This is a genomic window from Sphingobium cupriresistens LL01 (assembly GCF_001046645.1).
Classification (GTDB): domain Bacteria; phylum Pseudomonadota; class Alphaproteobacteria; order Sphingomonadales; family Sphingomonadaceae; genus Sphingobium; species Sphingobium cupriresistens.
In genome coordinates this window covers 2,576,720-2,595,565 of the sequence record NZ_KQ130434.1, presented here as the reverse complement: position 1 = coordinate 2,595,565, position 18,846 = coordinate 2,576,720, and the positions used below count along the sequence as shown (strand labels likewise).

The 18,846-nt window shown below is 65.7% G+C and carries 24 protein-coding genes; 15 read left to right on the top strand and 9 right to left on the bottom strand.

The annotated features are described in order from the left end of the window. Positions 1–12 precede the first annotated feature (12 nt). Positions 13–1,200, bottom strand: coding sequence for a radical SAM family heme chaperone HemW (gene hemW, locus V473_RS12490; RefSeq protein WP_066604499.1), 1,188 nt, complete (start codon positions 1,198–1,200; stop codon positions 13–15). Between the two features lie 49 nt (positions 1,201–1,249). On the opposite strand from hemW, the gene V473_RS12485 reads away from it, so the two are divergent. Further along, a complete protein-coding gene (locus V473_RS12485; protein WP_408021497.1) occupies positions 1,250–1,906 on the top strand; it encodes a CAP domain-containing protein in 657 nt (218 codons plus the stop codon). Positions 1,907–1,971: 65 nt separating this feature from the next. Continuing rightward, positions 1,972–2,751 carry a hypothetical protein gene (locus tag V473_RS12480; protein ID WP_066604493.1) on the top strand — a complete coding sequence of 260 codons (780 nt, stop codon included), beginning with the start codon at positions 1,972–1,974 and terminating at the stop codon, positions 2,749–2,751. Between the two features lie 17 nt (positions 2,752–2,768). On the opposite strand, the gene rdgB is transcribed toward V473_RS12480, so the two are convergent. Together rdgB and rph are read right to left on the bottom strand one after the other, a co-directional pair. Continuing rightward, complete coding sequence (gene rdgB / locus V473_RS12475; RefSeq protein WP_066604491.1) at positions 2,769–3,398, bottom strand: RdgB/HAM1 family non-canonical purine NTP pyrophosphatase; 630 nt, start codon at positions 3,396–3,398, stop codon at positions 2,769–2,771. A 114-nt stretch (positions 3,399–3,512) separates the two neighbouring features. Beyond that, positions 3,513–4,229 (bottom strand): ribonuclease PH, encoded by a 717-nt coding sequence (gene rph, locus V473_RS12470; protein WP_066604488.1) that lies wholly within the window; start codon positions 4,227–4,229, stop codon positions 3,513–3,515. Between the two features lie 143 nt (positions 4,230–4,372). Here rph and V473_RS12465 point away from each other — a divergent pair, with 143 nt between their 5' ends. The 6 genes from V473_RS12465 (at position 4,373) to V473_RS12440 (ending at position 8,903) form a co-directional block, all read left to right on the top strand. Then, complete coding sequence (locus V473_RS12465) at positions 4,373–4,879, top strand: DUF6438 domain-containing protein (protein ID WP_066604484.1); 507 nt, start codon at positions 4,373–4,375, stop codon at positions 4,877–4,879. Between the two features lie 31 nt (positions 4,880–4,910). Then, on the top strand, positions 4,911–5,954 hold the full coding sequence (hrcA, locus tag V473_RS12460) for a heat-inducible transcriptional repressor HrcA (protein ID WP_066604482.1): 1,044 nt from the start codon (positions 4,911–4,913) through the stop codon (positions 5,952–5,954). Next, entirely contained in the window at positions 5,951–6,505 is a 555-nt protein-coding gene (gene grpE / locus V473_RS12455; RefSeq protein WP_066604480.1) for a nucleotide exchange factor GrpE, read from the top strand. Before hrcA ends, grpE begins: the two co-directional genes overlap by 4 nt. Positions 6,506–6,609: 104 nt before the next feature. Beyond that, positions 6,610–7,851 (top strand): threonine synthase, encoded by a 1,242-nt coding sequence (locus tag V473_RS12450; protein ID WP_066604477.1) that lies wholly within the window; start codon positions 6,610–6,612, stop codon positions 7,849–7,851. A 121-nt stretch (positions 7,852–7,972) separates the two neighbouring features. After that, complete coding sequence (locus V473_RS12445; protein ID WP_066604473.1) at positions 7,973–8,623, top strand: PadR family transcriptional regulator; 651 nt, start codon at positions 7,973–7,975, stop codon at positions 8,621–8,623. Between the two features lies 1 nt (position 8,624). Further along, entirely contained in the window at positions 8,625–8,903 is a 279-nt protein-coding gene (locus V473_RS12440; protein ID WP_066604472.1) for a DUF2218 domain-containing protein, read from the top strand. Positions 8,904–8,940: 37 nt separating this feature from the next. On the opposite strand, the gene V473_RS12435 is transcribed toward V473_RS12440, so the two are convergent. Both V473_RS12435 and V473_RS12430 read right to left on the bottom strand, forming a co-directional pair. Next, positions 8,941–10,071 (bottom strand): M14 family metallopeptidase, encoded by a 1,131-nt coding sequence (locus V473_RS12435; RefSeq protein ID WP_066604471.1) that lies wholly within the window; start codon positions 10,069–10,071, stop codon positions 8,941–8,943. After that, complete coding sequence (locus V473_RS12430; protein WP_066604468.1) at positions 10,068–10,673, bottom strand: hypothetical protein; 606 nt, start codon at positions 10,671–10,673, stop codon at positions 10,068–10,070. Before V473_RS12430 ends, V473_RS12435 begins: the two co-directional genes overlap by 4 nt. Before the next feature lie 198 nt (positions 10,674–10,871). Between V473_RS12430 and ykgO the strand changes: the two genes are divergently transcribed. Beyond that, positions 10,872–10,997: a type B 50S ribosomal protein L36 gene (ykgO, locus tag V473_RS12425; RefSeq protein WP_004210176.1), complete on the top strand. Its 126-nt coding sequence runs from the start codon at positions 10,872–10,874 to the stop codon at positions 10,995–10,997. A gap of 236 nt (positions 10,998–11,233) precedes the next feature. Here the strand turns inward: ykgO and pyk are convergent, their stop codons facing one another. After that, positions 11,234–12,691 (bottom strand): pyruvate kinase, encoded by a 1,458-nt coding sequence (pyk, locus tag V473_RS12420; RefSeq protein WP_082679084.1) that lies wholly within the window; start codon positions 12,689–12,691, stop codon positions 11,234–11,236. A gap of 122 nt (positions 12,692–12,813) precedes the next feature. On the opposite strand from pyk, the gene V473_RS12415 reads away from it, so the two are divergent. The 6 genes from V473_RS12415 to ruvC all read left to right on the top strand — a co-directional run bounded on the left by V473_RS12415 (position 12,814) and on the right by ruvC (position 15,544). After that, positions 12,814–13,113 (top strand): DUF1244 domain-containing protein, encoded by a 300-nt coding sequence (locus tag V473_RS12415; protein ID WP_066604463.1) that lies wholly within the window; start codon positions 12,814–12,816, stop codon positions 13,111–13,113. A gap of 42 nt (positions 13,114–13,155) precedes the next feature. Then, complete coding sequence (locus tag V473_RS12410) at positions 13,156–13,398, top strand: DUF2312 domain-containing protein (protein ID WP_006956223.1); 243 nt, start codon at positions 13,156–13,158, stop codon at positions 13,396–13,398. Positions 13,399–13,424: 26 nt separating this feature from the next. Beyond that, the gene (locus V473_RS12405; protein WP_201785498.1) at positions 13,425–13,751 is read left to right on the top strand and encodes a heavy metal-binding domain-containing protein; all 327 of its coding nucleotides are present in this window, start codon (positions 13,425–13,427) and stop codon (positions 13,749–13,751) included. A gap of 110 nt (positions 13,752–13,861) precedes the next feature. Beyond that, on the top strand, positions 13,862–14,605 hold the full coding sequence (locus V473_RS12400) for a YebC/PmpR family DNA-binding transcriptional regulator (RefSeq protein ID WP_066604461.1): 744 nt from the start codon (positions 13,862–13,864) through the stop codon (positions 14,603–14,605). A 49-nt stretch (positions 14,606–14,654) separates the two neighbouring features. Further along, entirely contained in the window at positions 14,655–15,056 is a 402-nt protein-coding gene (locus V473_RS12395) for an endonuclease domain-containing protein (protein ID WP_082679083.1), read from the top strand. Continuing rightward, a complete protein-coding gene (gene ruvC, locus V473_RS12390; protein WP_066604456.1) occupies positions 15,053–15,544 on the top strand; it encodes a crossover junction endodeoxyribonuclease RuvC in 492 nt (163 codons plus the stop codon). Before V473_RS12395 ends, ruvC begins: the two co-directional genes overlap by 4 nt. A 20-nt stretch (positions 15,545–15,564) precedes the next feature. Here the strand turns inward: ruvC and V473_RS12385 are convergent, their stop codons facing one another. The 3 genes from V473_RS12385 to V473_RS12375 all read right to left on the bottom strand — a co-directional run bounded on the left by V473_RS12385 (position 15,565) and on the right by V473_RS12375 (position 18,736). Then, complete coding sequence (locus V473_RS12385) at positions 15,565–16,281, bottom strand: dienelactone hydrolase family protein (RefSeq protein WP_066604454.1); 717 nt, start codon at positions 16,279–16,281, stop codon at positions 15,565–15,567. 21 nt (positions 16,282–16,302) lie between these two features. Then, the gene (locus V473_RS12380; RefSeq protein WP_066604452.1) at positions 16,303–17,298 is read right to left on the bottom strand and encodes a 50S ribosomal protein L11 methyltransferase; all 996 of its coding nucleotides are present in this window, start codon (positions 17,296–17,298) and stop codon (positions 16,303–16,305) included. Positions 17,299–17,401: 103 nt separating this feature from the next. Further along, positions 17,402–18,736 carry a methyl-accepting chemotaxis protein gene (locus V473_RS12375; protein WP_066604446.1) on the bottom strand — a complete coding sequence of 445 codons (1,335 nt, stop codon included), beginning with the start codon at positions 18,734–18,736 and terminating at the stop codon, positions 17,402–17,404. Between the last annotated feature and the right edge of the window lie 110 nt (positions 18,737–18,846).

Here is an 18,846-nt window from a genome sequence, read left to right as displayed (position 1 = left end):
TACCGAGCGGCCCTAGACCGCCACCACTTCGGGCAGGATGGCGTCGAGCAGCAACATGCCGGCCGGGGCCACCTGCAACCGGCTGCCGGTCAGGCGGATGAGGGCGAGGTCGGCGAGTTGGTCGATCGCTCGTTCGTCGACAAGCCGGTCGGCCTTGACCCCCGACGCGGCGGCGATGCGGGCCAGATCGACGCCTTCGCCCAGCCGCAATCCCATCAGCAGCGCCTCGCGCGCCCGGTCCTCGCCCGACAGCGGCTCTTCGCTCTGGAGGCCGTGACCGTTGCGGCCGACCGCGCCCATCCAGTTTTCGGGCTTCTTGTGGCGCATCGTCGCCATGCCGCCGCGGCGGCCATGCGCGCCCGGCCCGATCCCGGCATAGTCGCCATAGCGCCAATAGGTCAGGTTATGGCGGCTTTCCTGGCCCGGTCGGGCGTGGTTGCTGATCTCATAGGCCGGGATGCCGGCCGCGCCGGTCATCGCCTGCGTCAGTTCATACAGGGTCGCGCCATGGTCCGGGTCGGCGGGCGTCAGCTTGCCCTGCGCGACCAGCGTGGCGAAGCGCGTGCCCGGTTCGATCGTCAGTTGATAGAGCGAGAGATGGCCAGTGCCGAAGGACAAGGCGCGGGCCAGTTCGGCCTGCCAGTCCGCCTCGCTCTGGCCGGGGCGGGCATAGATGATGTCGAAGCTCACCCGGTCGAACACGGCCTGCGCGGTGTCGAGCGCAGCCAGTCCCTCCGTCACGTCATGGGCGCGGCCGAGGAAATGCAACGCCTCATTGTCGAGCGCCTGCAGGCCAAGCGAGGTGCGGTTGACCCCGGCGGCGGCCAGATCGGCGAAACGCGCCGCCTCGACCGAATTGGGATTGGCCTCCAGCGTGATTTCTATGTCGGGGGTGAAGCCCCAATGGTCCTGCGCCGCGTCGATCAGCGTTTCGACCAAAGCAGGGGGCATCAGCGAGGGCGTGCCGCCGCCGAAGAAGATGGAGGAAAGCCGCCGCCCCGCGGTCAGCGCCGTCTCATGCGCCATGTCGGCCAAAAGCGCAGCGCGCCACGCATCGATGTCCACGCCATCGCGGACATGACTGTTAAAATCGCAATAGGGACATTTGGATACGCAAAATGGCCAGTGGATATATAAGGCTTGGGCGTCTGCCGGCACGCAAGCAGGGGCCGGCGGATTTTGGGGGGAATGAGACGACATGGCTGGGGGCAGCCCTAAAGCGTTTTTGCGCGCTTCGCTATGGGCAGCGATGCTGCCGGTTCTTCTGGCGACGGCGAGCGGCGCGCAGGCGGCGAGCGATAGCGACGGGCGCGCGCCCAAGGCGGGCGCCGCGATCGCGGTGATGTCAGCCGCCTATTATGGCATGGCGGAGGCCGCGCGGAGCGATAGGCTGCTGCGCGCGGCGATGCTGGACGCGCATAATGGCGAGCGGGCCTCGTTGGGTCTGCCGCTGCTGGACTGGGACCAGGCGCTGGCGACCGATGCGGCGCGTTACGCCGGGGAGATGGCGCGCAGCGGCGTTTTCCGCCATTCGCCGCGGGCCGGCCGAGCCATCCCCAGCGGCGAAAATCTGTGGATGGGGCCGCGCCGTCTCTACGATTATCAGGTCATGGTGGGATCGTTTCTGGAAGAGAAGCGCTTCACGCGAATTGCAGGCAAGTTGCCCGACCTCAGCAGCACCGGGCGCTGGCAGGATGTCGGCCATTATACCCAGATGATCTGGCGCGGCACGCGGAAGGTCGGCTGCGCGCTGGGCGAAGGGACCAATGCCGATTATCTGGTGTGCCGCTATTTCCCGGCCGGCAATGCGTTCGGGCGCGGGCCGATGGATGCGGACGATGAACCCGCTCCGCCGACGGCAGACACGCCGGGCGCGCAGACCCAGGTGGCGAGCGCAGCGCCATAGGCGGCTATGGATATTTCTCCCGGGGGCGCGCATTGGACAGGGCATGTCGCCAAAAGGAGAAGAGGATGCGCATCGCTCTGCTGTCATGGACCCTGTCGGGTTGTGCGCTGATCGGGCTGGCCGGGTGTGGCGCGCCGACGCCGCCCAAGGCGGAGGGCGGGTCCGACAACGCCGCTATCTCCGCCCCCGCCGTGACCAGGGTTGCGCCGGACAATGGGGCGCAGACGCCCATTCCCGATGCGGCGTCGGCGGCTGACGCAGCGGCGCCCGCTGCGCCGCTATCCTGCGCGGCGGATATCGGGTCGGCCGCGGCGGCCAAGCGAGTCGCCATCTGCCGCAACGTGTCGCCCGCCACCCACCCGCCCTGCAATGCCGCCAATAGCTGCGCCATGATCGAGGATGAGATTGCGCGCAGCTGCGCCCTGTTCGACGGTCAGGGCGATCCGATGCCGGAATGCGATCCCGCGCCCAAGAGCATGGCGGCGGCCGTGGCGGTCGTGCAGCGTTATTATTCCGCGCTCAACGCCCGCGACTATGGCGTGGCCTGGGCGCAATGGGGCGAAAATGGCCCGCCCAACCAGACGCTGGACAAGTTTCAGGCGGGGTTCGCTGGCACCCGATCGACGCGGGTGACGATCGGCCAGCTGGAGCCGGGCGATGGCGGCGCGGGATCAATCTACCAGACGGTGCCGGTGACGGTCGATTCGCAATTGCAGGACGGCACGCGCCAGCGTTTCGTCGGCGACTATGTCGTGCGGCGGGTTAATGATGTGGACGGCGCGTCGCCTGCCCAATTGCGCTGGCATATCGGGCAGGCGAAGCTGAAGGCGGCGCCGACGCGATGAAATGGCGCCACTCTTGATCAGAAAACCGCGGCCACCAGTTTTTCGAAGGCCTTGGCGCGGTGGCTCATGGCGTGCTTGGCGTCCGGGTCCATCTCGCCGAAGCTGACGTCATGACCGTGCGGCATGAACATGGGGTCATAACCGAAGCCCTTGTCGCCACGCGGCGGCCAGACCAGCGCGCCGTCGATCCGCCCCTCGAACGCTTCGACATGACCATCGGGCCAGGCGAGGGCAAGGGCGCAGACGAAATGGGCGTCATGGCCGGCGTCCGGGCCCTTGGCCTCGATCCCGTCCCACACCTTGCGCATGGCGAGGTCGAAATCCTTGGTCGGGCCAGCCCAGCGCGCGGAAAAGAGGCCGGGGTCGCCGCCCAGCGCCTCGACGCACAAGCCGCTGTCGTCAGCCAGCGCGGGCAGGCCCGATAGGTCGGCCGCCTGCATCGCCTTCAATTCCGCATTGGCGATGAAGGTGGTGCCCGTTTCCTCCGGTTCGGGCAGGTCCAGGCTCGCGGCCGAAATCGGTTCAATCCCGAACGGGCCAAGCAATGCTGCGATTTCGCGCACCTTGCCAGGATTGTGGCTGGCGATCACCAGCTTGCCGGGGGCGAGCTTGCGGATCGCCTGTTCCTGTCCGAATTGGTCGGTCATAAATTTCCCATTCGTTCCGTTCGCTTCGAGCCTGGTCGAGAAGCGGATAGCGCATCCATAGCGTTTAGCTTCGCTGAACTCGACTTCGCTCGAAACGAACGGAGGCAGATGTTGTTACCGGCCCGTCGCGACATCCTGCGCGGCGAAGATCTTGGCGCAGCCGATGCGGGCGAGGCGGAGCAGGCGGAGCAGCTCTTCCTCGTCATACGCGGCGCCTTCGGCCGTCGCCTGCACTTCGGCGAACTTGCCGTCGCCGGTCAGGATCAGGTTGGCGTCCGTTTCGGCATTGCTGTCCTCGGCATAGTCGAGGTCGAGCACCGGCGTGCCTTCGAAAATGCCGCAGCTGATCGCCGCGACCTTCTGGATGATCGGGTCTTCCTTGAGCGCGCCCGACGCCAGCAGCTTGTCGACCGCGATTCGCAGCGCGACCCAGCTGCCCGAAATGGCCGCCGTGCGCGTGCCGCCATCGGCCTGGATCACGTCGCAATCGACCACGATCTGGCGCTCGCCGAGCTTCTTGAGGTCCACGACCGTGCGCAGCGACCGGCCGATCAGGCGCTGGATTTCCTGCGTGCGGCCCGATTGCTTGCCCTTGGCCGCTTCACGGCTGCCGCGGGTATGGGTGGCGCGGGGCAACATGCCATATTCGGCCGTGACCCAGCCCGACCCCTTGCCGCGCAGGAAAGGCGGCACCTTCTCCTCGACCGATGCGGTGCACAGCACGCGAGTATCGCCGAAGCTGATGAGGCAGCTTCCCTCGGCATGGATGGTGAAGCCAGGCTCCATGGTGATGTCGCGCATCTGGTCGGGCGCGCGGCCGGAAGGACGCATAATTTCTACTCCGAAGCGTTCAGATGGCGGCCATCCCTGACGGATGCCGCCAATGCGCCCAAAAGCGCACTTAACAGGCCGCTTAGCGCCCGACGACGCTTCTTGCCAGTGTCACGGCGACAATTAGGCGATAAGGAGGGGGCATGGAACGCATATCGACACTCACCGCCATGCTGCTGCTGGCCGGTTGCACGGCCGCCGAACCGGGGCTGGAACCGCCCAAGGCGCCGGGCGACATCATCCGCTTCACCGCCGGGCGCTGCTTTGGCGCTTGCCCGGCCTATAGGGTGCAGGTGTCGCCGGACGGGTCGGGCCTGCTGGAGCCGGAACGCTTCACATCCGTTCCCGGTCCGACGCGCTTTACCCTCACGGCGGCGCAATATCGCCGGCTCGTGACGACGCTGGCGCCGCATCGCCCGGCGGCGGGCACGGTGCGAAAGATCGCCCATGGCCAGAATTGCGATCGGTTCGCCACCGACATGCCCGGCTATGTCGTGGAATGGACCCGGCCGGGGCAGGACGCGACGCGGCTGGAATTCCAGTCGGGTTGCATGGATGCGCGCTACGGCCGATTGCGGGTCGCGCTGGCGGCGGTGCCGAAGATATTGGATGTCCAGCCCATGCTCAATCCCAAGGCGGTCACGCCTTGAGCCTGCGCCCCGGCCTGCCTAGATAAGGCGCATGTCGATAACCCCCATCTCCGAATTGAACGATCGCGCGCGCGATGTCTTTCGCGTGGTGGTGGAAAGCTATCTGGGCACCGGCCTGCCGGTCGGATCGCGCACCATCAGCAAGATCGCATCGCTCAGCCTGTCGCCGGCGTCGATTCGCAACGTCATGCAAGACCTGGAGGAACTGGGCCTGCTCGCCGCGCCACATACGTCGGCCGGGCGGATGCCGACCGAGACAGGGCTGCGCCTGTTTGTGGATGGGATGATGCAGGCGGCCGCGCCATCGGCGGAAGAACGGCGCGCGATCGAGGCCGGGCTGGTCGAAAGCGGCCCGATCGAGGAAGCGCTGTCCGCCGCCACGGCTGCGCTGTCGGGCCTATCGGCCTGCGCCGGCATCGTCATGGTGCCACGGCGCGAGCCGGTGCTGCGGCAATTTGGCTTCGTACCCTTGAATGATCGTCAGGCGCTGGCGGTGCTGGTGGGGCAGGACGGATCGGTGGAAAATCGCGTGCTGGATTTGCCGCCCGGCGTCACCCCGTCGATGCTGAACGAAGCGGCGAATTTCATGTCGGCGCGCTTTGCCGGTATGACGTTGCGTCAGGCGGGCGACCAGTTGAGCCGCGAGATGGAGACGGAGCGCAGCTTGCTCGACGGCGCGGCGCGCGAACTGGTGGAACGGGGCATCGCCATCTGGTCGCACGATGCCGACGACCGGCCGGTGCTGATCGTGCGCGGGCAGGCGCATCTGATCGATGACGGCACCGCCGCGGACCTGGAACGGGTGCGGCAATTGCTGGAGCAGCTGGAAGGCAAGCAGGAGATTTCCCGCCTGCTGGAAAGCGCGCTGGCCGGCAGCGCGACCAAAATCTTCATCGGGTCGGAAAACAAGCTCTTTTCCCTGTCGGGTTCTTCGGTCATAGCCGCGCCCTACCGTGGCGCGGACGGCCGGGTCGTCGGCGTGGTCGGCGTGATCGGCCCCACGCGCTTGAACTATGCGCGGGTGATCCCCATGGTGGACTTCACAGCACAGACGCTATCGAGATTGATGAGATGAGCGAACAAAAAGACACTATCGAAAACACCGAAGTCGTGGACGCGCTGCCGGAAGACGCCGCGCCCGCGGGCGATGCCGCCGCCGAGAAGATCGCAGCGCTGGAGGCGGAACTGGCCACCGCCAAGCAGGATATTCTCTACGCCCATGCCGATACGCAGAATGTGCGCCGCCGGCTGGAAAAGGAACTGGCCGATACGCGCGCCTATGCGGCGACCGCCTTCGCCCGCGACATATTGTCGGTCGCCGACAATCTGAGCCGCGCGCTGGCCGCCATTCCCGCCGACCTGCGCGAGGATGAGAAGTTCAAGGGGCTGGTCGTGGGCCTGGAAGCCACCGGCCGCGAACTGGACAGCGTGTTCGGCCGCAACGGCATCACGAAGATCGAATCGGTCGGCCAGCCGCTCGATCCCAACAAGCATCAGGCGATGATGGAAGTCCCGTCGGCCGACGCCGCGCCGGGCACGATCCTGATCGAGATGCAGGCCGGCTATATGATAAAGGACCGCCTGCTGCGGCCCGCCATGGTCAGCGTGGCGAAGACGCCGGAATAATCACACCGGGTTGTTTATCCCGTTCGCCCTGAGCCTGTCGAAGGGCCCCACTTTCTGAAGAGAAGGGCGGGGCTTCGACAGGCTCAGCCCGAACGGAGATTATTGTGTTGCACAACTTCAACCTGACCACCGATCGTCCCACTTTCGTCACCCATTTGGAATGTTCGCTGACCGGCGAGCGTTATGCGGCGGATGAACTGCATGGGTTGTCGGCGGCGGGGAAGCCGTTGCTGGTGCGCTATGACCTTGACGGCGTGCGGGCGACACTGACCAAGGAAGCGCTTGCTGCGCGGCCGATGGACCTGTGGCGCTGGCGCGAATTGCTGCCGGTGCGGCAGACTTCCAATATCGTCAGCCTGGGCGAAAATGCGACGCCGCTGATCCCGCTGCCGCGCACCGCAGCCCGGCTGGGCGGGGCACATCTGCTGGCCAAGGATGAGGGGCGCTTGCCCACCGCCTCCTTCAAGGCGCGCGGCCTGGTCATGGCGGTGTCCATGGCCAAGGAACTGGGCGTGACCCAGGTGGCGATGCCGACCAACGGCAATGCCGGCGCGGCGCTGGCCGCTTATGCCGCCGTAGCGGGGATGGAGGCGATCATCTTTTGCCCCGACGACACGCCGGAGATCAACGTGCGCGAAATCGCGGCGCAGGGCGCGCGCGTCTATCGCGTCAACGGCCTGATCGACGATTGCGGGGCGATCGTGGGGCAGGGGGCGAAGGCGCGCGGCTGGTTCGATTTCTCGACGCTCAAGGAGCCCTACCGGATCGAGGGCAAGAAGACGATGGGGCTGGAACTGGCCGAACAGTTGGACTGGGAACTGCCCGACGCGATCTTCTACCCCACTGGCGGCGGCACCGGCCTGATCGGCATGTGGAAGGCGTTCGACGAGCTGGAGAAGATCGGCTTCATCGGTTCCAAACGTCCCAAGATGTTCGCGGTGCAGGCCGAGGGCTGCGCGCCGATGGTGCGCGCGTTCGAACAGGGCGTGGAGTTCGCCGAGCGCTGGGAGGATGCCTACACCATCGCCATGGGTATCCGCGTGCCGCGCGCGGTGGGCGACTTCCTGATCCTGCGCGCGGTGCGGGAAAGCGGCGGCGCGGCGCTGGCCGTGTCTGACGCGGCGATCATGGCGGCGGTGCGCGACGTGGCGCGCGACGACGGGTTGCTGCTCTGCCCGGAGGGCGGTGCGACGCTGGCTGCCTATCAACGGGCGCTAGACGAGAAGCTAATCGGACGGGACGAGCGGGCGGTATTGTTCAATTGCGCCAGCGGTCTGAAATATCCGTTGGAAGACCAAAGCCGCACGCTGGATCGCCACGCACCGATCGATTTCGCCGCGCTCTAGGCCAACATGCGGGCGTCTCAACGCCGCGACCACAAAAATACAATTAAGATCTATCGTAACTCTTGACGGCGAACATTTGTAAGATATATCGCAATGCATCATGACATATATGAAAGACCCAATGATGCATTTTCCTCACTCTCATCGCGGCCGCCATGGCGGTCATTGCCCCGGCGCTGGCCGATTCGGTTCACCTGACGGCTTTGGTCGTGGCGGCGGGCGGGGCGGCCCGCTCGGCGGCGATCCCTTTGGCGAAAACGGTTTGCGCGGCGGCGGCCGCGGCGGCCGCGGCGGTGGTCGCCGACGGCTGTTCGACAATGAAACGCTGCGCCTGATCCTGCTGAAGCTGATCGCCGACGAGCCGCGCCATGGCTATGAACTGATCCGCGCGATCGAGGCGCTGTCGGGCGAAGCCTATGCGCCCAGCCCCGGCGTCGTCTATCCTACGCTGACTATGTTGGCGGAAATGGATCTGATCGTCGAGGAACCGCCCTTGGGATCAGGCTCAGGCAGCCGCAAACGCTTCGCCATCACCGATGCCGGGAAGGTCCAGATCGAGGAGCGCAAGGCCGCGCTCGACCTGGCGCTGGCCCGGCTGGCCGCGCTGGCGCAGAAGGCGGAGCGGGTCGATGGCGCGCCGGTGCGCCGCGCGCTGCACAATCTGCGCATCGCCATCCAGCATCGCCTTGAAAAGGAGGGCGCCGATAACCAGACCATGTTCGATGTCGCGTCGTTGATCGACGAGGCTGCGAGCAAGATCGAAAGGCTCTGACATGACCGTGACCGCAAACGTGCCGACCACCCATGCCAGCCGCTATCTCCAGCAGTTGTGCAAACATTGGAGCCACAAGTTCGAGACGGATTTCAGCCCCGAACAGGGCGTCATTGCCTTCCCGATGGGGCCGATCCGCATGGCGGCGCAGCCCGAGGCGCTGGTGGTGACGCTGGAGCCCAATGCGGACGCCGACGTGGAGCGGTTCAAACAGGTGGTCGCCGATCATCTCGACCGCTTCGCCTTCCGCGAAGCGCCGCTGCCGTTCGATTGGCGTTAGGTTGCATGTTCCCGCTTTCGCGGGAACATGTCGATCCTCAAATATCCTCGATCATCTCCGCCAGCACCGCCAGGCAATCCTTGGCGAGCTGGATCGACCGCGCCGGAGACCAGCCGAAATCGGCGTCCGGCAGGTCGTCATTATCCTTGAACGGCATCTCCAGCGTCATCGCCACCGCGCCGAAGCGTTCGGCCAGCTGGTTGGTGGACATGGACAGGTTCGCCTTGCCCGCGCCCGCCACCGGATAGCCCAGCCGCGTCTGGAAATCCGGGGTGCGCGTGGCCAGCGTGTCGCGATAGCGATGATAGAGCGCGACCTGCCGATCGGTGATCGACGGGATACCCTCAAATCCTGCGATGAATACGGCGGGAATCGCTTCGTCGCCATGCACGTCCATGGCGAAATCGACGCCGGTGTCGTCCATCGCATTGCGCGCCATCAGCACTTCGGGGCTACGCTCGGCCGTCGGCTCATGCCATTCGCGGTTGAGGTTCACGCCGACCGCATTGGTGCGCAGATGGCCGCGGCGGCTGCCGTCCGGGTTCATGTTGGGGATGATGTGGATTGTCGCCTTCTGCCGCAGCAGGCGGGCGACCGCATCCTCCTCGTCGCACAGCCGCTCCAGCGCGCCTTCCATCCACCACTCCGCCATCGTTTCGCCGGGATGTTGGCGCGCATAGAGCCAGACCTGTTTCGGCCCGTCGCCGATCGTCAGCATGTCGAGCGGCTGGCCGTCCAGGGTCAGCCCCAGTTCGCGATGGTCGACGCCCGGCTGGGTCGCGGCCCAGGCGATCAGGTCGTGATGGCGCTCCATCGAATAGGGCGCGAAATAGGCGATCCATAGCGCATTGCTGTCCGGCTCCAGCCGGATCGTCAGTATGCCATCGGCATAGCTGGTGTCGGCCTGGACCCAATTGTCCCGATCTTCGCTCATTCGCGCGCTATAGCCGGCCCATCCGTCGGGATAGGCCGATCCGCCCGCGTTGAGGATTCGCACTTCCACCGCGCGGCCCGCCGCGTTGGACAGCCGGAAATGGAACCATTGGTAAAAGTCGCTCTGATGATCCGTCACGATCTCCAGATCGGCGCGGACGCCGGCCGGGGTGTGGGTGATGGAGAGGACGCGAATATTGCCGCTGTCAAAGCCGCTGGAAATGTTGATGGTCATTTGACCGTTATAGTGCGCCCCGATTCACCCGGATAGCCCCCGATCAGGGCCGCGGCGAGTTTCTGTGCGGCGATCCCCGGCTGCGCGGCCGGCGTACCCTGCCGTCCTTGCGTCGACGCGCGGCCTTCCCAGATGGCGGTCGAATCGGCCCGGCGGCGCAACTGCACATGGAGTTCGGTCGTCACGATATCCTTGGGCTTGCCCGACAGGTTGATGCCGACGCCCAGGCCAAGCCCGCCGAAGGTGCCGCCGCCGCCGCCGATGCCGCCGCCCACGCCTACGCTGACCGGCTTGTCGCTGCTGCGATCGACGCCGGACGGGCGGAAGGCGCGACGAAAGCTGACCGATGCGACATAGTCGCTTGGGCCGCCGGCCGGCGCCGGCGTGAAGCCGACACGCTGGAATTCCTGCGATACCGCAGCAGCATAAGTGCGAAATTCCAGACTGATGTCCGGGTTGCCGGGCATTTCCTCCACCGCGATCGTGCCGGCGCGGGCGGGATTGTCGACATGGAAGCGGGTCACTTCCACCGGCGGAACGGCGGTCGCGCAGGCAGAAAGCGGCAGGGCAAGGCAAGCGGCGAGAATCAGGCGCTTCGACATGGGTAAACTCCAACGGGCATATGCCGTAGTAACGGCGCGGAGAGCATAATCCCCTCCAACGCGTGAAGCCACGACCTTGCTGCACGGGGGATGAACAGCGGGAAAAGAGCGCCTGCCGCCCTTGACTTTGGCCGGCCCGACCCATAGGGGCTGCGCTTCGAAATTCGACCACACCAGATTCATCAAGGGCCGTCTGCCATGAAGATCCGCAACTCGCTCAAGTCGCTCAAGGGCCGCCACCGGGACAACCGCGTGATCCGTCGTCGCGGCCGCACCTATGTTATCAACAAGACCAACCGCCGCTTCAAGGCCCGCCAGGGCTAATAGGCAGGCGCTTGTCGCCCCCCTTCGGGGCGGTGGGTCTTCATGCAATGTGGCAGGCGCCCGGTCGATGATCGGGCGCCTTTCCGCGTTGGCATGGGGTGGGTGATTCGCCCGAATCGGACTCCTGTTACCCATCGCCGTTCGTTTCGAGCGAAGTCGAGACACGCAGGGATAGCGTTACCCGCTTCCCGACTTCGTTCGAAGCGAACGGAGGGTGTTGTCGGGGCGCGCTGCGCTCAACCCTCGTCGCGGCCCTTCAACTCGTCACCGCGAATCGCCGTGACGTGGAGCACATTGGTCGATCCCGGCGTGCCGAACGGGACGCCGGCCAGCACCACGATCTTGCCGCCCTTTTCGGTCATGCCATGGCGCAGCGCCATGCGCCGCGCCTTGCCGATCATTTCCTCGAACGTGCCGATATCCTTGGTGCGGATGGCGTGGACGCCCCAGGTCAGGCCCAGCTTGCGCGCAGTGTCGGTGCGCGGCGTCAGCGCCAGGATCGGCGCATCGGGCCGTTCGCGCGCCACGCGGCGCACAGTGCTGCCCGATGAAGTGAAGCAGGTGATGGCGCTGGCCCCCACGACCGCGACGATGTTCCCCGCCGCTTCGGCCAGCGCGTCGGCGGTGGTCGGATCGGGCTTCGTCTCGGTATAATGGAGCCGGCCGAAATAGCCCGGATCGCGCTCGACGCTGTGGGCGATGCTGTCCATCATCGTCACCGCCTCCACCGGCCAGTCGCCCGCCGCCGTCTCCGCCGACAGCATGATCGCATCCGCCCCGTCATAGACCGCGGTCGCCACGTCCGACACTTCGGCGCGGGTGGGGGAGGGGGACTTGATCATCGATTCGAGCATCTGGGTCGCAACCACCACAGGCCGCCCCATGCGCCGCGCGGTGGCGACGATCTGCTTCTGCAGCGGCGGCACCGACTGGGGCGGCAGTTCGACGCCCAGGTCGCCGCGCGCCACCATCACGCCGTCGGCCAGTTCGATGATCTCCTCCAGTCGCTGCACGGCCGACGGCTTCTCGATCTTCGCCATCAGCGCGCCATAGCCGCCCATCAACTTGCGCGCTTCGGCCAGATCTTCGGGCCGCTGGACGAAGCTGAGCGCGATCCAGTCGCAGCCTTGGCTCATGGCGAAGCTCAGGTCGCGCCGATCTTTGTCGGTCAGCGCCGGCACCGGCACGACCACGTCGGGCACGTTCACGCCCTTGCGGTTGGACAGGGCGCCGCCGACTTCGACGATCGTGTCGATCCGGTCTTCCCCAATCGCCTTCACCCGCAGCACCAGCTTGCCATCGTCCAGCAGCAGCCGGGTTTCGGGCACCAGAGCGGCGTAGATTTCGGGATGGGGCAGGTTGACGCGGCGGGCATTGCCGGGCGTTTCGTCCCGGTCGAGGGTGAAGGCGGCGCCCGTCTCCAATATGGCCAGCCCCTTTTCGAAGGCGCCGACGCGCAGCTTTGGCCCCTGCAGGTCGCCCAGGATCGTCGTTGGCCGCTGAAATTCCTTTTCCAGCGCGCGGATGATGGCGATGCGCGCGGCATGATCCTCATGCGCGCCATGGCTCATATTGATGCGGAAGGCGTCAGCCCCGGCGATGAACAGCGCCCGGATCATTTCGGACGTATCGCTCGCAGGACCAAGGGTCGCCAGGATGCGAACCTTGCGCGAGCGGGGCGGTAACTTCGTCATGGTTTCTCCTGACCGTCATGATCGTCCCCGGCTTGGCCTTGTAGGCCTTGCCAGTGCGTCGTTATGGGTTATCCGTGCTGCACGACAGGATGATGTAGATCAGCGAAAGGTTCCTCACGCCGATGACCGACACCATAGTCACAGATGCCGTGGCCGCAACCGCCTTCCGCCGCCTGGTCGCGCATTTGCAGCACCGCACCGACGTCCAGAATATCGATCTGATGGGGCTGGCGGGCTTCTGCCGCAATTGCCTGGCCGACTGGATCGCGGAGGCGGACGGCGATCTGACGCGCGACCAGGCGCGCGAAATCATCCACGGCATGCCTTTTCCGGAATGGAAAGAACGGCATCAGGGCGAAGCGACGCCAGAGCAGGTGGCGCGGATGAAAGAGAGTGTGGCGAAGAACGCCGACAATCACTAGGACGCCCTCCAACCGATTCACATCTACCGGAGATACTCCCCCATGACAGAACCCAATGTCGCCGCCGACCAACTCCGCCTTCTGATCGAGCGCATCGAGCGCCTGGAAGAGGAAAAGAAGGGCATCGGCGACGATATCAAGGACGTCTATCTGGAAGCCAAGGCGACCGGTTACGACCCCAAAATCATGCGCCAGATCGTCCGTCTGCGTAAGATGCAGCCGCATGACCGGCAGGAGATGGAAGCGATCCTCCAGACCTATCTGTCCGCGCTGGGCATGGAATAAGTTTTTATCATCAAGGAGAAACGCCCATGTCCGAGATCATCGTCAGCACCACCAGCCGTCTGGAAGGGCGGCCGGCGAAGGACTATCTCGGCATCGTCACCGGCGAGGTGATCGTGGGCGCGAACCTGTTTCGCGACCTGTTCGCCAGCGTCCGCGATATCGTGGGCGGGCGATCGGGCGCTTATGAGGATGTGCTGCAACGCGCCCGCGATCAGGCGCTGGGCGAAATGCGCACGCGCGCGGCGACGCTGGGCGCCAATGCCGTGGTCGGCGTCGATCTGGACTATGAAGTCATCGGCTCCAACGGGTCGATGCTGATGGTGTCGGCATCGGGCACCGCGATCCTCTACTGATCCCTCGCCCATCCGGCAGAGACTGAAGGATGCGCTGGCGGTTGCCCTTTGGGCGGGCGCTGGTGTAAGGGCGCCCATCACAGTCAACCGGCAGATAAGAATTCAGGACCATGGCAGGCCATTCCAAATTCAAGAACATCATGCATCGCAAGGGCGCGCAGGACAAGAAGCGCTCGTCGATGTTCTCCAAGCTCAGCCGCGAAATCACCGTCGCGGCCAAGATGGGCATGCCCGACCCGGACATGAACCCGCGCCTGCGCCTGGCGGTCAACGCCGCCAAGGCCCAGTCGATGCCCAAGGACAATATCCAGCGCGCCATTGACAAGGCGAACGCGGCGGGCGGCGAGAATTACGAGGAAGTGCGCTACGAGGGCTATGGCCCGGCCGGTATCGCCATCATCGTCGAGGCGCTGACCGACAATCGCAACCGCACCGCGACCAATGTCCGCACGGCCTTTTCCAAGAATGGCGGTAATCTGGGCGCGTCGGGCGCGGTCAGCCATGGCTTCGACCGTGTCGGCCTCATCAGCTACCCGGCAAGCGCGGGGGACGCCGACGCGATTTTCGAAGCGGCGCTTGAAGCGGGCGCGGAGGATGTGTCGTCCAACGAGGACGAGCATGAAATCTGGACCGCCATGGACGCCCTTCACGAGGTCGCCAAGGCGCTGGAAGCCAAGCTGGGCGCCGCCGACAGCGCGAAGCTCGCCTGGAAGCCGCAGATCACCGTCGATGTCGATGAGGCCAATGCGGCCACGCTGATGAAGCTGGTCGACACGCTGGAGGATGACGACGACGTCCAGACCGTCTGGGGCAATTATGAAGTGTCCGACGACGTGATGGAGAAGCTGGGCTAAGATGCTCGTACATAGCCCCTCCCCTTGAGGGGAGGGGTTGGGGTGGGGAATGGCGCAAGACCCGCGATTGCTGAAAAATGCAGCGCATATGCGCCATGACGCCACACCCTTTGAGGTGATCCTCTGGCGTCACCTGTCCCGGTCTCAGCTTGGCTATAAATTCCGCCGTCAGCATGTGATCGGCAATCGGATTGTCGATTTCTTCTGCCCTGCCAGAGCCTTCGCGATCGAAGTCGATGGTGACACGCATGATGTGGACGAAATGGCTGTCAGAGACGCCGAACTGACCGGTATGGGCGTTGCTGTTTTGCACGTCTCGAATCGGGATGTTGCCGAGAATGTCGAAGGCGTTCTGGTGCAGATCATGACGCAGCTTGAAACGCTGCCGGATCGCTGGCCCCACCCCAACCCCTCCCCTGAAGGGGAGGGGCTAAGTTCAGAGAGTTTATGATCCTGCTTGGCCTGGACCCCGGCCTTGGCACCACCGGCTGGGGCCTGATCGCCGCGGATGGCAATCGGCTGACCCATATCGGCAATGGCCAGATCAAGACCGACAGCAGCATGGCGCTGTCCACGCGACTGCTGGCGCTCGACCTGGCGCTGACCGACCTGATCCTCGAACATCGGCCCGATGGCGCGGCGGTCGAGGAAGTGTTCGTCAATGTGAACCCGCAATCGACGCTGAAGCTGGGGCAGGCGCGGGGCGTAATTCTGCTCAATGCCGCGCGATCGGGCATGGAGGTCGGCGAATATGCCGCGCGCCTCGTCAAGAAATCGGTGGTTGGCGTCGGCAATGCGTCGAAGGAGCAGGTCCATGCGATGGTGTCGCGCCTGCTGCCCGGCGCGAAGATCGTGGGGCCGGACGCATCCGATGCGCTGGCGGTGGCGATCACCCACGCCCATCATCTCGCCAGCGCCCGGCGCATTCCGACCCGTTGAGACAGTCCTGTTTTCGGCTTTTATCCGAACAGGTCGCCCAGGAAATCCGTCATCGCGCGGAAGCTGCGCCGGTCGGCGCTTGGGCTATAGGCCAGCCCCTTTTCCGGCATATTGACGCCCTCGTCGGTGAAGGCGTGGCCGGTGCCGCCATAGGCGTGAATCTGCCAGTCGCAGCCTGCGTCGGTCAGTTCGCGGGCCAGACCCGCGGTCGCCTCTGGCGGCGCGATCGGGTCGTCCCAGCCGTGGCAGACCAGCAATTTGGCGGTGATCGGCGCGTTGGGGAAGGGCACCGGGTCATAGACCCCATGGAAGCTGACGCCGCCGCTAATGTCCGCGCCGGAGCGAGCAAGATCGAGCACGCATTTGCCGCCAAAGCAGAAGCCGATCGCCGCCGTCCTCTCGGCATCGACGTCCGCCAGCCCCTTGAGCACATCATGCGCGCCGTTCACCCGGTCGCGCAGCAAGGCGCGGTCGGCGTTCAGCGGCGCCATGTATCGCCCGGCATCGGGGTCGGCACGGGTGGTGCGCTTGCCCTGGCCAAAGACGTCGGCGACCAGTACGGCGTAACCGAGCGCCGCGACCTTCTCGGCATAGGCGAAGTCGGCCTCCTTCGTGCCCAGTATGTTGGGGAAGAGCAGGATGCCGGGACGCGGGCCGACGGCATCGTCTGCGACGGCGACATGCTCGAAGGGGTCGCCGGCCATGTCCTGAACGATGACGGTGCGGGTGATGCTCATGGACGATACCTCCGTTAAAGGTCAGATGCTGCCGAAGCCGGGGGCTTCGCCGCGCGCGGCGGCATTGATGCGACGGGGCCGCTTCCAGCCGATACTGGGCCGCTTGCGCAGGCGCAGCGTAGGCCATTCGCCCCGGTCGCTGCGTTCGGCGAGCCGCATCCCTTGCGTGCGATAGGCCGCGATTACCGCATCCGCCTGTTCGTTCAGCAGGCCCGCCAGGACGATCGTGCCGCCATCCTCGACGAGGGCGCACAGCGTTGGCGCCAGTTCGATCAGCGGCCCGGCCAGGATATTGGCGATCAGCAGGTCATAGGGCGCCCGGCCGATCAGCGCGGGATGGTTGCCGCCCGCCGCCGTCACCAGCGCCAGCCGACCCGGTCCGTCGCCCAGCGCCACGCCATTGGCGCGCGCATTGTCGGCGCTGATCTCCACCGCGACGGCATCGATGTCCGACGCGATCGCATGGGCGCGGGGCCACAGGTTGAGCGCCGCGAAGGCGAGCAGGCCGGTGCCAGTGCCGATATCGGCGACATGGGCAAAACGCATCCCCACCCGGCGCATCCGGTCGAGCATGGCGAGGCAGCCCGCGGTCGTTTCATGCTGTCCGGTGCCGAAGGCGCGACCTGCCTCGATCAGCAGATTGATATGGTCGGGCAGTTCGGGATCGGTGGCGATGTTGCGGACATGGAAGCGGCCGGCGGTCACCGGTTCCAGCCCCTGCTGGCTCAGCGTCACCCAATCCTCGTCAGGCAGCGCCTCTACAATGGGCTTGGCGCGGCTGGCGCTGGGCACCAGCGTCTTGAGCAGCTTGATCGCTGCCACGCTGGGCTTGCCCTCGAAATAGGCGTCTAGGCGCCAGGCATCCTCGTCATCGGGCGTCGCCTCGCTGGTCATCAGCACCGGCGGCTGCTCCATCATGGTGAAGGCGGCGATGTCCCCGTCCAGCGCCTCCGCTTCGGCGCGGGTGCAGGGCAGGGTGACTTTCCAGCTTTGGACTGGCTTGGCGACATCGTTCATCCCGCCGCCTTTAGACCAGCGGGCGGGGCAGGGGAAGACGGGCTACAGGGTGGCACAAGCCATCCGTTCGTTTCGAACGGAGATAGGCGCTTGAGAGAGCCGCTCAGGCCACCTGGCGGCCGAAATCGGACGAGGCATGGCGCAGGCTGGCGAGCTTGCCCTCGACGCTGACGAAGCCGCGTTCCAGCTGGTCGATTTCCGACGCCACGACTTCGGTGTCCTGGCGGATCGCCGAAATGGTGGTCGACATCGAATCGGCGGCCAGCGCGGTTTCATCGACTGCGGCGGTGATCATAGTGACGGTCTGCGCCTGCGCATCCATGGCGTGGCGGATGCGTTCGGCGCTGGCTTGCACCTCGCCCACCGTATCGCGGATACGCTCGTTGGTTTCGACCGACTGGCGGGTCGACGCCTGGATGTCGGCGATCTTGCCAGCGATCTCGTCGGTGGCGCGGGCGGTCTGGTTGGCCAGGCTTTTCACTTCCTGCGCGACGACGGCGAAGCCGCGCCCGGCGTCCCCGGCGCGGGCGGCCTCGATCGTGGCGTTCAGGGCGAGCAGGTTGGTTTGCCCTGCAATGTCGCGGATCAGGCCCAGGATCGATTCGATCGACTTGGCATGGTCGGACAGGGTGGAGGACATGGACACCGCGTCACCCGACTGGGCGGATGCGCGCTGGGCGACCTCGGCCGCGCTCTCGACTTCGGTGCGGGCGTCCTCGATCGCGCGGATCAGGCCGGCCGACGTGCGGGCGGCCTCGCGCATGGCCAGCGCCGATTGTTCGGCGGCGGCGGCGACTTCGGACGCCTTGCCCAACATGCCCCGCGTGGCGGCGGAGGCGTCCTTGGCCTGTTCGCGCAGCGATTCGCCCAGTTTGGACGCGCCGTCGATCTCGCCCACGATGCGCTGTTCGAACAGGGTGCCGTAACGCTGGCGCTCGGCGCGCTGCGCTTCGGCCTGGTCGGTGGCCAGCACATTGCTCATGAAACCCGAATCGATCATCGCGATCTGCAACATCATGCGCAGCAGTCGGCGGCAACGCGGCCCGTCATCATGGCAGCGTTCCCAGATGATGTCGGTGATGCGCTCGTTGGCGGCGGCGACGGCGCTCAGAACCGCGCGCACTGACACGTCGTGCTTGCGGGCGTGGCGCACGCAATCGGAAGCCGACCGCGCCCAGCGCCCTTCGGCGAAATGCATCAGCTTTTCGCGGACATAGGTGTCGGCTTCGCGCTCGATTCGCGCGATGACGGCGCTGCCCAGCCGGTCCTGAAGCCCCGTTTCACGCATATAACTGGTGAAGAAGGCGGCGCCGACGCTGCCCAGATCGTCGCCGATCAATTCGCCCACTTCGCGCGCGGCGCGGGCGATGTCGCCGGTGGGATCGACCTCCGCCAGAAAATCCGATGTGGCGGCGGCGGAAGGAAGATTGGACGGCATGAAGGACGGTCCCTGCTGATGACGTGATCGGTGCGTGTTCGTCCTTTTAGCGCGCGTTGGTTAATCACTTCTTATGCCTGACCATATGCCCGGCTGGCCGACCTGGCCAA

Excerpts from the sequence above, each read along its gene's own strand:
- hemW (WP_066604499.1), bottom strand. The coding sequence starts at position 1,200 with ATGTCGTCTCATTCCCCCCAAAATCCGCCGGCCCCTGCTTGCGTGCCG.
- V473_RS12485 (WP_408021497.1), top strand. The coding sequence starts at position 1,250 with ATGCTGCCGGTTCTTCTGGCGACGGCGAGCGGCGCGCAGGCGGCGAGC.
- V473_RS12480 (WP_066604493.1), top strand. The coding sequence starts at position 1,972 with ATGCGCATCGCTCTGCTGTCATGGACCCTGTCGGGTTGTGCGCTGATC.
- rdgB (WP_066604491.1), bottom strand. The coding sequence starts at position 3,398 with ATGACCGACCAATTCGGACAGGAACAGGCGATCCGCAAGCTCGCCCCC.
- rph (WP_066604488.1), bottom strand. The coding sequence starts at position 4,229 with ATGCGTCCTTCCGGCCGCGCGCCCGACCAGATGCGCGACATCACCATG.
- V473_RS12465 (WP_066604484.1), top strand. The coding sequence starts at position 4,373 with ATGGAACGCATATCGACACTCACCGCCATGCTGCTGCTGGCCGGTTGC.
- hrcA (WP_066604482.1), top strand. The coding sequence starts at position 4,911 with ATGTCGATAACCCCCATCTCCGAATTGAACGATCGCGCGCGCGATGTC.
- grpE (WP_066604480.1), top strand. The coding sequence starts at position 5,951 with ATGAGCGAACAAAAAGACACTATCGAAAACACCGAAGTCGTGGACGCG.
- V473_RS12445 (WP_066604473.1), top strand. The coding sequence starts at position 7,973 with ATGATGCATTTTCCTCACTCTCATCGCGGCCGCCATGGCGGTCATTGC.
- V473_RS12440 (WP_066604472.1), top strand. The coding sequence starts at position 8,625 with ATGACCGTGACCGCAAACGTGCCGACCACCCATGCCAGCCGCTATCTC.
- V473_RS12435 (WP_066604471.1), bottom strand. The coding sequence starts at position 10,071 with ATGACCATCAACATTTCCAGCGGCTTTGACAGCGGCAATATTCGCGTC.
- V473_RS12430 (WP_066604468.1), bottom strand. The coding sequence starts at position 10,673 with ATGTCGAAGCGCCTGATTCTCGCCGCTTGCCTTGCCCTGCCGCTTTCT.
- ykgO (WP_004210176.1), top strand. The coding sequence starts at position 10,872 with ATGAAGATCCGCAACTCGCTCAAGTCGCTCAAGGGCCGCCACCGGGAC.
- pyk (WP_082679084.1), bottom strand. The coding sequence starts at position 12,691 with ATGACGAAGTTACCGCCCCGCTCGCGCAAGGTTCGCATCCTGGCGACC.
- V473_RS12415 (WP_066604463.1), top strand. The coding sequence starts at position 12,814 with ATGACCGACACCATAGTCACAGATGCCGTGGCCGCAACCGCCTTCCGC.
- V473_RS12410 (WP_006956223.1), top strand. The coding sequence starts at position 13,156 with ATGACAGAACCCAATGTCGCCGCCGACCAACTCCGCCTTCTGATCGAG.
- V473_RS12405 (WP_201785498.1), top strand. The coding sequence starts at position 13,425 with ATGTCCGAGATCATCGTCAGCACCACCAGCCGTCTGGAAGGGCGGCCG.
- V473_RS12400 (WP_066604461.1), top strand. The coding sequence starts at position 13,862 with ATGGCAGGCCATTCCAAATTCAAGAACATCATGCATCGCAAGGGCGCG.
- V473_RS12395 (WP_082679083.1), top strand. The coding sequence starts at position 14,655 with ATGGCGCAAGACCCGCGATTGCTGAAAAATGCAGCGCATATGCGCCAT.
- ruvC (WP_066604456.1), top strand. The coding sequence starts at position 15,053 with ATGATCCTGCTTGGCCTGGACCCCGGCCTTGGCACCACCGGCTGGGGC.
- V473_RS12385 (WP_066604454.1), bottom strand. The coding sequence starts at position 16,281 with ATGAGCATCACCCGCACCGTCATCGTTCAGGACATGGCCGGCGACCCC.
- V473_RS12380 (WP_066604452.1), bottom strand. The coding sequence starts at position 17,298 with ATGAACGATGTCGCCAAGCCAGTCCAAAGCTGGAAAGTCACCCTGCCC.
- V473_RS12375 (WP_066604446.1), bottom strand. The coding sequence starts at position 18,736 with ATGCCGTCCAATCTTCCTTCCGCCGCCGCCACATCGGATTTTCTGGCG.